General features: G+C 70.4%; 12 protein-coding genes. 6 read left to right on the forward strand and 6 right to left on the reverse strand.

What is annotated here, in order from left to right; all coding sequences use genetic code 11:
• Positions 1 to 147: 147 nt before the first annotated feature.
• Positions 148 to 1128, reverse strand: coding sequence for an ABC transporter substrate-binding protein (locus ACIBI9_RS10770; RefSeq protein WP_397221735.1), 981 nt, complete (start codon positions 1126 to 1128; stop codon positions 148 to 150).
• Between the two features lie 347 nt (positions 1129 to 1475).
• Here ACIBI9_RS10770 and ACIBI9_RS10775 point away from each other — a divergent pair, with 347 nt between their 5' ends.
• Positions 1476 to 4883: an alpha-L-arabinofuranosidase C-terminal domain-containing protein gene (locus ACIBI9_RS10775; RefSeq protein WP_397221736.1), complete on the forward strand. Its 3408-nt coding sequence runs from the start codon at positions 1476 to 1478 to the stop codon at positions 4881 to 4883.
• A 40-nt stretch (positions 4884 to 4923) separates the two neighbouring features.
• Here ACIBI9_RS10775 and ACIBI9_RS10780 read toward each other — a convergent pair whose 3' ends face one another.
• Positions 4924 to 5673 (reverse strand): metallophosphoesterase, encoded by a 750-nt coding sequence (locus ACIBI9_RS10780; protein ID WP_397221737.1) that lies wholly within the window; start codon positions 5671 to 5673, stop codon positions 4924 to 4926.
• Positions 5674 to 5752: 79 nt separating this feature from the next.
• Here ACIBI9_RS10780 and ACIBI9_RS10785 point away from each other — a divergent pair, with 79 nt between their 5' ends.
• The 3 genes from ACIBI9_RS10785 (at position 5753) to ACIBI9_RS10795 (ending at position 9006) form a co-directional block, all read left to right on the forward strand.
• Positions 5753 to 7186, forward strand: coding sequence for a PLP-dependent aminotransferase family protein (locus ACIBI9_RS10785; RefSeq protein ID WP_397221738.1), 1434 nt, complete (start codon positions 5753 to 5755; stop codon positions 7184 to 7186).
• Between the two features lie 51 nt (positions 7187 to 7237).
• Positions 7238 to 7441, forward strand: a complete 204-nt coding sequence (locus ACIBI9_RS10790) for a DUF4236 domain-containing protein (RefSeq protein WP_397221739.1) — start codon at positions 7238 to 7240, stop codon at positions 7439 to 7441.
• A gap of 101 nt (positions 7442 to 7542) precedes the next feature.
• Positions 7543 to 9006 carry a pyridoxal-dependent decarboxylase gene (locus ACIBI9_RS10795; RefSeq protein WP_397221741.1) on the forward strand — a complete coding sequence of 488 codons (1464 nt, stop codon included), beginning with the start codon at positions 7543 to 7545 and terminating at the stop codon, positions 9004 to 9006.
• Positions 9007 to 9010: 4 nt separating this feature from the next.
• Here the strand turns inward: ACIBI9_RS10795 and ACIBI9_RS10800 are convergent, their stop codons facing one another.
• A complete protein-coding gene (locus ACIBI9_RS10800; protein ID WP_397221742.1) occupies positions 9011 to 9955 on the reverse strand; it encodes a helix-turn-helix transcriptional regulator in 945 nt (314 codons plus the stop codon).
• Positions 9956 to 10045: 90 nt separating this feature from the next.
• Between ACIBI9_RS10800 and ACIBI9_RS10805 the strand changes: the two genes are divergently transcribed.
• On the forward strand, positions 10046 to 10435 hold the full coding sequence (locus ACIBI9_RS10805) for a VOC family protein (RefSeq protein ID WP_397221743.1): 390 nt from the start codon (positions 10046 to 10048) through the stop codon (positions 10433 to 10435).
• Between the two features lie 16 nt (positions 10436 to 10451).
• On the opposite strand, the gene ACIBI9_RS10810 is transcribed toward ACIBI9_RS10805, so the two are convergent.
• Positions 10452 to 10886, reverse strand: a complete 435-nt coding sequence (locus ACIBI9_RS10810; protein WP_397221744.1) for a GNAT family N-acetyltransferase — start codon at positions 10884 to 10886, stop codon at positions 10452 to 10454.
• Between the two features lie 169 nt (positions 10887 to 11055).
• Between ACIBI9_RS10810 and ACIBI9_RS10815 the strand changes: the two genes are divergently transcribed.
• A complete protein-coding gene (locus ACIBI9_RS10815; RefSeq protein WP_397221745.1) occupies positions 11056 to 12177 on the forward strand; it encodes an SGNH/GDSL hydrolase family protein in 1122 nt (373 codons plus the stop codon).
• A 9-nt stretch (positions 12178 to 12186) separates the two neighbouring features.
• Here the strand turns inward: ACIBI9_RS10815 and ACIBI9_RS10820 are convergent, their stop codons facing one another.
• Both ACIBI9_RS10820 and ACIBI9_RS10825 read right to left on the reverse strand, forming a co-directional pair.
• Positions 12187 to 12909 carry a hypothetical protein gene (locus tag ACIBI9_RS10820; RefSeq protein ID WP_397221746.1) on the reverse strand — a complete coding sequence of 241 codons (723 nt, stop codon included), beginning with the start codon at positions 12907 to 12909 and terminating at the stop codon, positions 12187 to 12189.
• On the reverse strand, positions 12896 to 13408 hold the full coding sequence (locus ACIBI9_RS10825) for a SigE family RNA polymerase sigma factor (protein ID WP_394498804.1): 513 nt from the start codon (positions 13406 to 13408) through the stop codon (positions 12896 to 12898). Before ACIBI9_RS10825 ends, ACIBI9_RS10820 begins: the two co-directional genes overlap by 14 nt.
• Positions 13409 to 13493 lie beyond the last annotated feature (85 nt).

A 13493-nucleotide genomic window follows, 5' to 3' on the forward strand; every position in this document is an offset into this window, starting at 1 on the left:
CCGGTCCAGGGCCCTGGGGCGTTCAGAAGGACGGCCGCGCCCCGCGCCCCCGCGCCCCGGCCTCGGCCGGGGCACGGAGGCGCCTTCGCCCCTTCGTCATCCCAGGGACCTCGACCGGAGTACGGAGGCGCGCGGCCGGAAGGCGGGTCAGTACTGGCGGGAGGACAGGACCTGCTTGGCCTGCTCCTGCGTGAACGTGGTCTCCTCGGTCACCACGCGGGCCGGCACCTGCTCACCCTTGACGACCTTCTTGGCCAGGTCCATGAGCTGCGGGCCGAGCAGCGGCGAGCACTCGACGATGTAGTTGATCTTCCCGTCGGCGAGCGCCTGCATGCCGTCCTTGACGGCGTCCACGGTGATGATCTTGATGTCCTTGCCGGGCACCTTGCCCGCGCCCTCGATGGCCTCGATCGCACCCAGGCCCATGTCGTCGTTGTGGGCGTACAGCACGTCGATGTCCGGGTTCGACTTCAGGAAGGCCTCCATGACCTCCTTGCCCTTGGCCCTGGTGAAGTCGCCGGTCTGCGAGGCGATGATCTTGAACTTGGCGTCGGCCCCGATGACCTCCTGGAAGCCGGACTTGCGGTCGTTGGCCGGCGCCGAGCCCGTCGTGCCCTGCAGCTCGACGATGTTCACCGGGTCCTTGCTGTCCTTGTACTCGTTCACCAGCCACTGGCCGGCCTTCTTGCCCTCTTCGACGAAGTCGGAGCCAAGGAAGGTCTTGTAGAGCGACGTGTCCTTGGAGTCCACGGCGCGGTCGGTCAGGATGACCGGGATCTTCGCGTCCTTGGCCTCCTTGAGCACCGTGTCCCAGCCCGACTCCACCACCGGCGAGAAGGCGATGATGTCCACCTTCTGCTGGATGTAGGAGCGGATGGCCTTGATCTGGTTCTCCTGCTTCTGCTGGGCGTCGGAGAACTTGAGCGTGATGCCCGCGGTCTTGGCCGAGTCCTGCACGGACTTGGTGTTCGCGGTGCGCCACCCGCTCTCCGCGCCCACCTGGGAGAAGCCCATGGTGATCGAGTCGCCACCGCCACCGCCGCTGCCGCCGCTGCCACCGCTGCCGCACGCGGTCATCGTCATCGCGGTCAGACCGGCGAGGACTAGCGCCGAGATCCTCTTAAACACGTGGGGGATTCCCTTCTGATGTTCGCGCTAACATCCCAGAGCGGGACGCCGGCGCCTTCCTGCCTTGCGCTACGGCATACGCACCAGCCGCGCTGGTCCCCGAGTGCGTCGCCGAGACCCACCTTTCGATGGGCTGAGGATGCTGACGAGCGTCTTGAAGTGCTTGGTGAGCTCGCCCCGACTGTGAACGCTAACAACCGGTCTCGTCAAGGGGCCGCCTGATTACGGTCGGATCACACGAACTGGGCCTTGACGAGGGTCGGGGCCAGTCCTTAACTTGTCGCGAATCGCCGTTGTTAACGCTCACTTGATTTGTTAACGCTAACAACCTTGAGGAGCCCCCACTCATGACGCGAATCGCCTTATCCGCCCTGCTCCTGGCCGCCTCGCTGGTGGCGCCACCGCCGACAGCCTCGGCGGCCTCACTTGCCGACCCCATCCCGGACGGCGCCGTGGTCGACCAGTTCGACGGCACCACGCTCGGCGAGGACTGGACGGTGTTGTCGCCGGACAGCTCCCGCTGGTCGCTGTCGGACGGCGCGCTGCGCGTGGAGAGCCTGACCGGCGACACCTACCAGGGCACCAACACCGCCAGGAACCTCTTCCTCGTGGACGTCCCCGCCGGCGACTTCGAGGTGGTCACCAAGCTGAGCGCCCCGGTGGCGCTGGACTACCAGAGCGCGGGCCTGCTGGCCTGGCAGGACTGGGACAACTACGTACGCGCCGGGCTCGCCCACGTCGGGTCCGCGGGCGGGCCGGTGATCGAGACGGACACCGAGGTCGGGGCCTCGTTCAACGCGAACTTCGCGGCCCGGCCCGGCTCGACCGGCGAGATCGTCAAGCTGGCCAGGACCGGGGACGAGTTCGTCTCCTCGTACTGGGACGGCTCGGCCTGGGTGCAGGCGGCCAAGGTGACCGCGAAGCTGGACGTCAGGCAGCTCGGCCTGTTCGCGCTGTCGGCGCAGAACGGCACGTCGATGACGGCGGTGTTCGACTACATCGCGATCAAGGCGAGCGAGGGCAGGCCGGTGGTGCCGTCCGGGGCGTTCACGCTGCGCTCCGGCTCGCTGCCGTACCTGTCGGCCGGCCCGTCGGGGGTGGTGCGGGCGTCGGCGAAGGCGGGGATGACCAGCCTGGCCCTCACGGCCACGGCCGCCGGCGACGGCGTGACGCTGAAGGACGTGGCGAGCGGCGAATTCCTGCGGGTCGCCGCCGGGAAGGTGCGGCTGGGCGGGACCGCGTCGGTCTTCCAGCTCAAGGACGCGGGCGGCGGCAAGGTCGTGCTCTCCTCGGGCGGCCAGAGCGTCTCCGTCGGCGACGGCGTCCTGGTCGCGGGGACGGCGATCACGAAGTTCAGGGTCGAGGGCTACAGCTCGGGCAAGCTGACCGTGGACGCCGGGGCCAAGGGCACCAAGGTCAGCCCCGACCTCTACGGGGTCTTCTACGAGGACATCAACCACGCCGCCGACGGCGGGCTCTACGCCGAGCTGGTGCAGAACCGCTCGTTCGAGTTCAACAGCGTGGACGAGAGCTCCTACACGGGCCTGACCGCGTGGTCCAAGGCCGAACGCGGCGCCACCGCCACGCTCGCCATCGGCACCGACCAGCCGCTGAACGCCAACAACCGCAACTACCTGCGGCTCGACGTGACCGGCGACGGCACCGCGGGCGCGAGCAACGCCGGGTTCAACCGCGGCATCCCGGTGAAGCAGGGCAAGCGGTACGACGTGTCGCTCTGGGCCAGGCGTGACGCGGCGGGGCCGCTGACGGTCTCGGTGGAGAGCGGCTCCACCGTCCTCGGCACGGCCACGCTGCGGGTGAAGGCGGGCGGCTGGGCGAAGTACACCGCGTCGTTCACGGCCTCGGGGACGACGGACGCGGGCCGGCTGGTGGTGCTGGCGCCGGGCGGCCGGACCGACCTGGACATGGTGTCGCTGTTCCCGCGCGACACGTTCAAGGGGCACGGCATGCGGACCGACCTGGCCAGGATGATCGCCGACCTGAAGCCCAGGTTCCTGCGCTTCCCCGGCGGGTGCGTGACGAACGTCGGCACGTACGACCCGTACTCGGACAACCAGGACCGGCGGCGCATCTACCAGTGGAAGGAGACGATCGGCCCGGTCGAGGAGCGGCCGACCAACTTCAACTTCTGGGGCTACAACCAGTCCTACGGCATCGGCTACTACGAGTACTTCCAGTTCGCCGAGGACATCGGGGCGCGGGCGCTGCCGGTGCTGTCGGTGGGCGTGAACGGGTGCGGCGAGAACCGGCCGCTGACCGACGAGGCCAAGCTGGCCCGGTGGGTGCAGGACACGCTCGACCTGATCGAGTTCGCCAACGGGCCGGTCACCTCGGAGTGGGGCAGGAAGCGGGCCCAGCTCGGGCATCCGAGGCCGTTCGGGCTGGAGTACATCGGGCTGGGGAACGAGGAGATCTACCCCGAGTTCTTCGCGAACTACCCGAAGTTCTCGGACGCCATCAGGGCCAAGTACCCGGACATCAAGATCATCAGCAACTCGGGGCAGACGTCGCAGGGCGCCTGGTTCGACCGGATGTGGCAGTTCGCCCGCGACCAGAAGGCGGACCTCGTCGACGAGCACTACTACAACAGCCCGGAGTGGTTCCTGACCAACAACCACCGCTACGACACCTATGACCGCACCGGGCCGAAGGTGTTCGTCGGCGAGTACGCCTCGCGCGGCAACGCATTCCACAACGCGCTGGCGGAGGCGTCGTACATGACGGGCCTGGAGCGCAACTCCGACGTCGTGCGGCTGGCCTCGTACGCGCCGCTGCTGGCCAACGTGGACTACGTGGACTGGACGCCGGACCTCATCTGGTTCGACAACGACCAGGCCTACGGCTCGCCGAACTACTACGTGCAGCGGCTGTTCTCCACCAACGTCGGCGACCGGGTGCTGCCCAGCACCTTCGCGGGCGAGGGCAGGCCGGTCGAGGACATCGGCGGCGCGGTGGGGCTCGGCGCGTGGAACACCGCCGTCCGCTACGACGACGTGAAGGTCACCGCAGCGGATGGGACCACGCTGCTGGCGGACGACTTCTCGGCCGGGGCCGGCAAGTGGACCCCGGGCCTGGGGACCTGGGCCGTGCAGGACGGCGCCTACGCGCAGACCGCCCAGGTGACGGACGCCAGGTCCACGGCGGGCTCGGCCGGCTGGTCGAACTACACGATGGAGGTCACCGCCAGGAAGACCGCCGGCGCCGAGGGCTTCCTGATCATGTTCGGGGTCAAGGACACCGGCAACTTCTACTGGTGGAACCTCGGCGGCTGGGGCAACACCCAGTCCGCCGTCGAGAAGGCCGCCAACGGCGCCAAGTCCTCGATCGCCACCTCCGCCACCACGATCGAGACCGGCCGCGACTACCAGATCAAGATCCAGGTGAGCGGGCGGCGGATCACGACCTGGCTGGACGGGCAGAAGATCAACGACTTCGTGGACAACGCCGTCGTGGAGCCGCTCTACCAGGTGGTGTCCAGGGACGGGAAGTCCGTGACGCTCAAGGTCGTCAACGTGCAGGACACGTCCGTGCGCAGCAGCGTGGACCTCGGCCCGGCGCGGTTCCGGCCGGTCGCCACGGTGACCACGCTGACGGGCTCGCCGTCCGACACGAACTCGCTCTCCGAGCCGGAGCGGGTGGCGCCGGTGGAGCGGCAGGTGCACGGCTTCTCCTCGGCCTTCACCTACGACTTCCCCGCGCACTCGGTGACGTTCGTACGGCTGACCGAGCGATGACGGCGCGGGGCGGGCCTCCTCCCGGAGGCCCGCCCCGCGGCTACGCGACGACCCGGTAGTGCGTGGTCATCCGGCCCGTGTCGTCGAGCACGTGAAACGCGATCGCCGGCGGGAGGTCGTAGTCGGCGCAGTTGGCGAACGTCGTGCCGCCCTCCCACGGCAGCTTCAGCGTGGACACGACTCCGGGGGCGGCCAGCAGCGGGCGGCCGGCGAAGGTGGTGGCGGCGCCCGTGTGGGCGTGGCCGACCAGCACGGCGGGCACGTCCGGATGGCGCCCGAGCAGCTCTTCCAGGGGTTCGGACCGGTGCAGCCTGATGCCGTCGGCCACCGCGCTGTGCAGCAGGGCCGGCGGGTGGTGGAAGGCCACGAACACCGGCCGGTCCGCGCCCGCGAGCACGTCGTCCAGCCAGGCGAGCGTCTCGTCGTCCAGGTGGCCCGCGTCTTCGCCGGGGATGGAGGAGTCGCACATGGCGTAGACGGCTCTGTCCGTGCGCAGGACCTGGTTGATCGGGCCCGCGCCGCCGCTCAGGTCGCCCAGCAGGACGCGCCTGAACTGCTCCCGCACGTCGTGGTTGCCCGGGCCGACCAGGACGGGGTGGCGTGAGGAGAGCAGCTTGCGCGCCTCCTCGTACTCCTCGGGGAGCCCGTGGTCGGCGATGTCGCCGGTGACGAGCACGGCGTCGAGGTCGGCGGGGAGCGCGTCGAGGTAGCGCATGACGGAGGTGGCGCGGTCGACGCTCTCGGGCGTCGCGCCGATGTGGATGTCGCTCAGGTGAGCGATCACGATCATGTTTTACGTCGTCCTTCCGGGTTCTGCCTGCTCACCTACCGTAGGCCCGGGTACCGGACCACACGTAAGATCCGGTTTTGTGCGGAAAGATTGGGCCGGTTTCGGGGTGGACCTGCATCTGGAGGTCTCCACCGGCGGCGGGCGGCGGCGCGGGCTGGAGGAGGCGCTGCGGCAGGCGGTCCGGGACGGGCGGCTGCCGCGCGGCACGCGGCTGCCTTCGACGCGGTCGCTGGCGGCGCAGCTGGGGCTGTCGCGCGGCACGGTGAGCGTGGCCTACGACCAGCTCGTCGCCGAGGGCTACCTGGCCACCCGCCCGGGCTCCGCCACCGAGGTCGCCGACGTGTCCCCCACCACGCCGCCCCCGCCGTCCCATCCGGGGCCGCCGTCCGAGCCCTCCCCGGCACCGGGCCACGACCTGCGGCTGCCGTCCGGGCCCTCTCCCGCGCCGCTCCATGACCTGCGGCCGGGGCAGCCCGACGTGTCGGCGTTTCCGGCGCGGGCCTGGTTGCGGGCCACCCGGCACGTGCTCTCCACCGCGCCCGCCGAGGTCTTCGGCCCGTGCGACCCGCGCGGCCGGATCGAGCTGCGGGCGGCGCTGGCCGACTACCTCGGCAGGACGCGCGGGGTGGTCACCACGCCGGACCTGATCGTGGTCACGACGGGGTTCGTCCAGGCGCTCAACCTGATCGTCCAGGTGATCGACGGCCCGATCGCCACGGAGGAGCCGGGGCACGACTTCTACCGCGAGGTGCTGCGCCGTGCCGGGCGCGAGACCGTACCGCTGCCCGTGGACGGGCTGGGCGCGCAGGTGGACACGCTCACCGGCGCCGTCGCGGCGGCCGTCGTCACGCCCGCGCACCAGTACCCCATGGGCGTGCCCCTGCACCCCGTCCGCCGCCGCACGCTGCGCGAGTGGGGCGGGCTCGTCGTGGAGGACGACTACGACGGGGAGTTCCGCTACGACCGGCAGCCGGTCGGCGCGTTCCAGGGGACCGCCCCCGATCGGGTCGTGTACGTCGGCACCACCTCCGAGTCCCTCGCCCCGGCCCTGCGCCTGGGCTGGATGGCGGTGCCGCCTTCCCTGATCGGCCCCGTGGCCGAGGCCAAGCTGCACGCCGACTCCCACACCGAGGTGCTCGGCCAGCTCGTGCTGGCCAGGCTGATCGAGACCCACGACTACGACCGCCACATCCGCGCCGCCCGCCTGCGCTACCGCCGCCGCCGCGAGCTGCTGCTCGCCCGGCTCGGCCCCGGGCCCGGCCAGCCGCTGCCCGGCGTCGCCCTGCCCGGGGTGGCCGCGGGGCTGCGCGCGCTCCTCCTGCTCCCGAAGGCGGGCCCCGCGGAAGGGGAACTGCTCGCCGAGTGCGAGCGCAGGGGCATCGCGCTGCGCGCCGCCTCCCCGCTCTGGCGCGGCGACGGCCCCGGCGGCCTGCTCATCGGGTACGCCGCCCCGTCCGAACGCGCCTACCCGCACGCCCTCGAAGCCCTGGCCCGGGCACTCGCCGGAACCTGACGGCGGCCCCGTCCGTTGTCAAGGTGAGCGCACGAACGGCGAAGGAGGGAAATGGGCTGGCACTACCGGAAGACCATCAAGGTGGGCCCGTTCCGGATCAACCTGTCACGTCACGGCGTCGGTCACAGCTTCGGCAACCGCCGCTTTCACGTCACGACCACTCCCGACGGCCGCCGCCACATCTCCGTGCACCTGCCCGGCGGCTTCCATGTGGGCAAGTCGTTCGGCGGCCGGCGCCACCACAGACATTACTGACCCAAGGCGGTCGCTCGACCGCTCGACATAGACGGGCCGAAGGCGGAAAGCCTCCGGCCCGTCCCCTTTCCCAACGCCCGCCATGCGATCAGAGTGGGCGGATGAGCGGTCACATGAGCCCGGAGGAGTTCCGCCGCCACGGCAGGCAGGTCGTCGACTGGATCGCGGACTATCTCGCCGGCATCGAGTCCTATCCCGTGATGTCCCAGGTGAAGCCGGGTGACATCCGCCGCGCGCTGCCGCCCGCGGCGCCCGAGCACGGCGAGCCGTTCGAGGCCGTGCTGTCGGACCTGGGGCGGATCCTGCTGCCCGGCATCACGCACTGGCAGCATCCCGGATTCTTCGCCTACTTCCCCTCCAACGCCAGCGGCCCGGCCATCCTGGGCGACCTGCTGTCCGGCGGGCTCGGCGTGCAGGGCATGCTCTGGGTGACCAGCCCGGCGTGCACGGAGCTGGAGACGGTGGTGGTCGACTGGCTCGCCGGGCTGCTCGGCCTGCCGGAGCATTTCCGTACGGACCGGGCGGGCGGCGGCGTCATCCAGGACTCGGCGTCGAGCGCCTGCCTGGTCGCCCTGCTGGCCGCCCTCCACCGGGCGAGCGGCGGCCGGGTCACCTCCGACGGCGTCACCCGGAGGTACACGATCTACGTGTCGTCGCAGACGCACTCGTCGCTGGAGCGGGCGGCGCGGATCACGGGGGTGGGGGCGGCGGGCGTACGGGTGGTGGACGTCGATCCCCGTACGCTGGCCATGGACCCCGGCCACCTGCGTACCCTGCTGGACCGGGACGAAGCGGACGGCGCCGTCCCGGCCATGGTGTGCGCCACGGTCGGCACCACCTCCACCACCGCCGTCGACCCGGTGCCCGCGATCGGCGAGGTGTGCCGCGAACGCGGGATCTGGCTGCACGTGGACGCGGCCTACGCCGGGGTCGCGGCGATCTGCCCCGAGCTCCGGTGGCTGAACGAGGGCGTGGCCGAGTACGCCGACTCCTACTCCACCAACCCGCACAAATGGCTGCTGACCAACTTCGACTGCACCGTGCTCTGGACGGCCGACCGCGCCCCGCTGCTCGACGCGCTGTCGGTCATGCCCGAGTTCCTCAGGAACCCCGCCACCGCGACCGGCTCCGTCGTCGACTACCGGGACTGGCAGGTGCCGCTGGGCAGGCGGTTCAGGGCGTTGAAGCTGTGGTCGGTGATCCGCTGGTACGGGGCCGAGGGACTGCGGGCGCACATTCGGAAGGGCGTGGCGCTGGCGCAGGAGCTGGCGTCGTGGATCTCCGCGGACCCCGGCTTCGAGGTGCACGAGCCGCATCCGCTCGGGCTCGTGTGCTTCCGTCCGGTGTGGCCGGGGCTGGCGGCGGACGAGGCGGACCGGGCCACGATGCGGCTGCTGGAGCTGCTCAACGCCAGCGGCTCCATGTACATGACGCACACCAGGATCGATGACCGGGTGGTGCTGCGGATGGCCATCGGCGGCGTGGCGACGGAACGGCGGCACGTGGAGCAGGCGTGGGAGCACATCCGGTGGGAGCACGCGGCGCTGTCGGGCACGCTCCCCTGACGGCTCAGGCGCGGTAGCGCTCCACGAGCTCGGACCCGATCCTGGCCAGCTGGGCCCTGACCTCCTCCGGCTCCACGACCTCCACCGTCGCCCCCCATCCGGCCAGCTGCTCGGCGATCGACAACGCCATCGGCGCCGCCACGCGTGCCCTGACCCGCCCGTCCTCCTCGACACGTTCGACCTCGCAGTGGCGCCCGAAGTGGTGGCGCAGCACCGGCAGGAACCGCTCGGCGATGAGCACGGTCGCCGACAGCAGCGAGCGCCGCCGCTCCATCTCGTCCACGACCTTCCCCCACGCCTCCGACAGCACGAAATCCTCCGGCCGCTCGAAGGTCAGCTCCGTCACCTCGGCCCCGGCGATCCGGTCCACCCGGAACGTGCGCTGCCCGGCCTCGGTGCCGGCGATCAGGTACCAGACGTCGTCCTTGTCCACCAGGCCCCAGGGGTCGACGAGCCGGTGCGTACGTTCGCCGGAGCGGCCCTCGTACCCGAGCCTGACCTTGCGGCGCCGTACGGTGGCGCTCTGCAGGACCCGCACCAGCTCGGGACGGTCGGGGTCGCGCTCGCCCCAGCCGGTGGGGTCGATCACCACGGCGTCGGCGGCGGCCTCGGCGTCGTCCCTGAACGTCTGGGGCAGGGCCCGCACCAGCTTGCGCAGCGCGGACTTGACCTCGGGCGTGGCGGCCGCTGCCGGGCCCGCCAGCAGGAACAGCGCCTCTGCCTCGTTGGCGGTCAGGCCGCTGAGGTCGGTCCTGGCGCCGCCCAGCAGGGACCAGCCGCCCCCGCGCCCGGCCTGCGGATATACCGGCACGCCCGCCGTGGACAGCGCTTCGAGGTCCCGGCGCGCGGTGGCCACGGACACTTCCAGCTCCGCGGCCAGCTCGGCCGCGGTCACCCGGCCGCGCGACTGCATGAGCAGCAGGACGGCCACAAGTCGATCGGCTCGCATGGCAGGAAATTCTCCCCAGAAAAGTGCTCAATGGATGAGCACTTTGACCGGAAGAATCATAGACATCACCCGGAAGGAAGGACCACACAAATGCTCCGCGGATTCGCCACCATGAGCTTCTACGCAGCCGACCTCGAGGCGGCCAAGGCCTGGTACACCGAGCTGCTCGGTCTCGAGCCCTACTACCAGGTGCCGGGCTACATCGAGTTCCGCGTCGGCGACTACCAGCACGAGCTGGGCATCATCGACGCCCGCTTCGCCCCTGCGGGCGCGACCGACGGGCCCGCGGGCTCGATCACGTACTGGCACGTGGACGACCTGGAGGCCGCCCTCGACCGGCTCCTCGCCCTGGGGGCCGAGGAGCACCAGCCGATCACGAAGCACGGCGAGGGGTTCGTCACCGCGTCGGTGGTCGACCCGTTCGGCAACGTCCTCGGCGTCATGTACAACCAGCACTACCTGGACATGCTCGCCAAGTGACGGGCCGTCGGGTCGCTCAGGAGTTGTCGACCCTCAGCCCGAAGGCGGACAGCCCCTGCTCGTGGTGCTCGATCAAACCCATCCGCCGGTAGAAGGCGTGGTTGGCGACCCCTTCGGGGGTCGACTCGTGGTCGGTGGTCAGCACGAAGTAGCGGCAGTGCGCATAGCGCTCCTTCAGGCGCTCCAGCAGCTGCCGCCCGATCCCCTGGCCGTGGCGCCGCTTGTCGACGAGAATCTCCTGCACGTAGCAGACCATCTCGTCGTCGGAGACCGTCCGGGCCAGTCCGAGCAGTCGGCCGTCCTCGTCCCTGGCCACGAGGACGAGGTGCGAGTTCGCCAGGCTGCGGCACACCTTGGCGATGTCGCGGGTCCAGGGCTGCCAGCCCACCGAGTCGTACAGGGCGAAGATCTCGGCCTCGTCGAACGACGTCTCCTGAGCGATGCTCACCACTTATGGGGCTCCCGATATTCCTGCGTGAAGTAGACGGTTTCCAGCTTAGTTTCAGGCTCCGTTCATCGAGCCGACGGTGAAATCCCAGGTCGGCGCGTAAGGGCGGAATCAGATCTTGCGGCGTCCGGACAAGCGCTCGTTACAATCGCCCAGCCGCAAAGGAGAAGCTGTGCGAACTGTGCGTGTGACCGTAGTACTGGCCGCGTTGGTGGGCTCCATGGCGCTGCCCGGCGTCGCGAGCGCGGCCCCGGCCCACTCGTCCTGGGGGACGGCGTCCGGCGCCCTCTCCAAGGTGCACACCGCCGGACGCGTCAAGGCCGGCGGGGACTCCCTGCAGTACAGCTGGCCCGGTGTCTACTTCGAGGGCCGCTTCCGCGGCACCGGCGTCGGGATCGTCCTCGACGACGCCGACAACGACTACGACGTCGAGGTCGACGGCGCGACCGTCGCCACCCTGGTGACCCCGGGCCGGACCACGTACTGGGTCAACGGCCTGACCCGCGGCGTGCACCGCGTACGGCTGGTCAAACGCACCGAGAGCCCGTGGGCCACGAGCGCCTTCGGCGGCTTCGTCGCCGCCCCCGGCAGCGCGATCCTCGGCAGGCCCGCCGCGCGCCACCGGCAGATCGAGTTCATCGGCGACTCCTACACCGTCGGCTACGGCAACCGCTCCGACAGCCGCGACTGCACCAACGACAAGCTCGCCCGCACCACCGACGCCAACCTCAGCTTCGGCGCCCTCACCGCGCGCCGCCTCAACGCCGACTACCAGATCAACGCCTTCTCCGGTCGCGGCATGGTGCGCAACTACAACGGCAGCGCCCCCGGTACCGACTACCGCACCTACTACGACCGGGCCCTGCTGAACGTCGACGGCGACGTCTGGCAGAACCCGGGCACCTGGCGTCCCCAGCTGGTCGTGATCGGACTGGGCATCAACGACTTCTCCACCGCCATCAACCCGGGCGAGCCGTGGACGCCGGACACGCTGGTGGCCGCCTATCGCACCGCCTACCAGGGCTTCCTCGACAAGCTCCGAGCCCGGTACGGCCCCCGCACCACCATCGTGGTCAGCGCCACCTACATGTCCAACACCACCGGGTTCGCCGAGACCGCGCAGCAGATCGTCCAGGAGCGCAACAGCAGGGGCGACGATCGCATCCGTTACTGGTACTACAGCGAATCCGGCCTGGACTATCTCGGCTGCCACTGGCACCCGTCCGTCCACGACCACCGGATCATCGCCGACCGGCTCGGCGAGTTCATCGCCACCCTCCCGCTGCGCTGGTAGCCGGATCCTCTAGTCGTCGGCGGTGAGCCCTTCGGCGATCTTGGTCAGCTCGCGGTTGACGGCCTTGGCGTCGCGGAACTTCTTCGCGTACACCGGGCTGAACATGATCTCGGCCCTCCGCCGCTCGCCCATGTTCAGGATGAGCGTGGGGGTGCCCTTCATGCCGTCCTCGCCGACCCCTTCGACGACCACGTACCCGGTGCGGTCGCCGACGGTCACCTCCTCGCCCCTCCCCTCGTCGCGATTCACCTGCACGCGATCGTCGACCTCCTGGACGCTCTGGCCCTCGTACACGTAGATCTGGACGCAGTAGAAGCCGTTCTTGTCGCCGTCGTAGTTCCACGAGGTCGTGTACCTGTCGCCGAAGTCATAAGACCGCTGGGACCACCGCAGGCCGTCAGGCAGGTAACCCACCCTGACATGCTTGAACGCCCTTCCGTCGCCCAGGTCCCCGAGGCTCGGGGGCTCGGACGGCACGGGCGGGGTGTCGTCGATGGCGGGCGGCTCCGGCGTCTCCGAGACGACGGGCGTCTGCACGGCGCCCGGAGCCGCCACCAGGTAGAGCGGGGCCGCCGCGGCCACGGCCAGCGACGTGGCCACGGCCGCGATCCGGCCGCGGGTCCTCTTCCGCCGTGAGGACCGGACGACCCGGTCCACGAGGTCGGGCGCGGCGTGCAGCCGCGCGGTCTCCTCCGCCATGATCTGGCGGAGCTGGTCCTCAAGCATGGGCATTCCCGATCACTCCTTCCATGGCTTCCTCGCCGAGTGCCGTACGCAGCTTGGCCATCGCCTTCGAGGCCTGACTCTTCACCGTGCCGAGCGTGCAGCCGAGCACCTGCGCGGTCTGCGTCTCGCTGAGGTCCTCCCAGTACCGCAGGACGACCACCGCGCGCTGCCGGGGAGGCAGGCTGCGCAGCGCGTCCATGAGCACGTGACGCAGGTCGACGTCGGTCGCGCGCGCCGCTCTCTCCGGTGGCACGCGCATCGGGATGATGCTCAGGATGGCCCGGCGCCGGGCCCGGCTGATGGCGGTGTTGATGATGACGCGGCGCACATAAGCCTCGACGGTGTCGCGCCGCACCCGGTCCCAGTTTCTGTACGTACGCTCCAGCGCCGTCTGCAGCAGGTCCTCCGCCTCCGCCTCGTCTCCGCAGGCGAGGTAGGCGACCCGCAACAGGGTCGTGGCCCTTGCGGCCACGAACGCGCTGAAGTCATGGTCCGCGCCGCTCACGGCTGTCTGTCCAGTTTCACGCCCCCTAATACGCCTCGGCCGCGCCAAACAGTTGCCAGGCGTCGCGGGCAACCTTGCCCGGCGC

Source organism: Nonomuraea sp. NPDC050451 (genome assembly GCF_044458585.1).

What these genes read in the sequence shown, in the direction of transcription:
- ACIBI9_RS10775 (WP_397221736.1), top strand. Translation starts at nt 1,476, where the DNA reads ATGACGCGAATCGCCTTATCCGCCCTGCTCCTGGCCGCCTCGCTGGTG.
- ACIBI9_RS10780 (WP_397221737.1), bottom strand. Translation starts at nt 5,673, where the DNA reads ATGATCGTGATCGCTCACCTGAGCGACATCCACATCGGCGCGACGCCC.
- ACIBI9_RS10790 (WP_397221739.1), top strand. Translation starts at nt 7,238, where the DNA reads ATGGGCTGGCACTACCGGAAGACCATCAAGGTGGGCCCGTTCCGGATC.
- ACIBI9_RS10795 (WP_397221741.1), top strand. Translation starts at nt 7,543, where the DNA reads ATGAGCGGTCACATGAGCCCGGAGGAGTTCCGCCGCCACGGCAGGCAG.
- ACIBI9_RS10800 (WP_397221742.1), bottom strand. Translation starts at nt 9,955, where the DNA reads ATGCGAGCCGATCGACTTGTGGCCGTCCTGCTGCTCATGCAGTCGCGC.
- ACIBI9_RS10805 (WP_397221743.1), top strand. Translation starts at nt 10,046, where the DNA reads ATGCTCCGCGGATTCGCCACCATGAGCTTCTACGCAGCCGACCTCGAG.
- ACIBI9_RS10820 (WP_397221746.1), bottom strand. Translation starts at nt 12,909, where the DNA reads ATGCCCATGCTTGAGGACCAGCTCCGCCAGATCATGGCGGAGGAGACC.